This window comes from Serratia sp. CY27727 (assembly GCF_052169275.1).
GTDB lineage: Bacteria > Pseudomonadota > Gammaproteobacteria > Enterobacterales > Enterobacteriaceae > Serratia > Serratia sarumanii.
The window spans coordinates 1-624 of sequence record NZ_JBJNLB010000031.1; the positions used below are offsets into that span (position 1 = coordinate 1).

The 624-nt window shown below is 47.3% G+C and carries 1 protein-coding gene; it reads right to left on the minus strand.

Annotated elements, in window-relative coordinates:
- Positions 1 to 65: 65 nt before the first annotated feature.
- On the minus strand, positions 66 to 503 hold the full coding sequence (tnpA, locus tag ACJ8HB_RS24945; protein ID WP_047571605.1) for an IS200/IS605 family transposase: 438 nt from the start codon (positions 501 to 503) through the stop codon (positions 66 to 68).
- Positions 504 to 624: the final 121 nt, after the last annotated feature.

A 624-nucleotide genomic window follows, 5' to 3' on the forward strand; every position in this document is an offset into this window, starting at 1 on the left:
GTAAAAGACCACCTCCTGAGGAGGTGGCTTTACACGACGCCCCCTAAAAGGGGGCCATTTTCGAGTTAATCCTGCAACAGCTCCATCTGCTGTTCGATCTCTTGGTCCTTCTTATCCTGATGCTTCACGTATCGCCTGATAATTTCTTCGTTTACCCCTACCGTATCGACAAAGTATCCCCTTGCCCAAAAATGATTGCCCCACAACTTCTTTCGTATATGTGGGAAACGATTGTAAAGCCGGATTGCACTGCGTCCTTTCAGGACGCCCATCAACGTCGAAATCGATAGCTTCGGGGGGACTATCACGACCAGATGCACATGATCTGGCTGAATATTTAGCTCAAGAACTTCACAGTCCTTCATGTTGCAGAGGATATAAATTGTTCGGTAGAGCTCTTTGCCCACCTTGTCGCGGAGGATTTTAAATCGATACTTCGGCGTCCAAACCAGGTGGTATTTGCAACGCCAGAACACATGTGATGAACTCCTGTATAAACCCATGTTGGTGATTTCCTTCTTACTTGTGGTGAGTAAGCTGGAATATTCCGGCATGGGTTTCCTTCAGGCTAGAGCCTCACAGGTTCAATCACCACCTCCTTAGGAGGTGGTTTAAGGCTTACAA

Excerpts from the sequence above, each read along its gene's own strand:
- tnpA (WP_047571605.1), bottom strand. The coding sequence starts at position 503 with ATGGGTTTATACAGGAGTTCATCACATGTGTTCTGGCGTTGCAAATAC.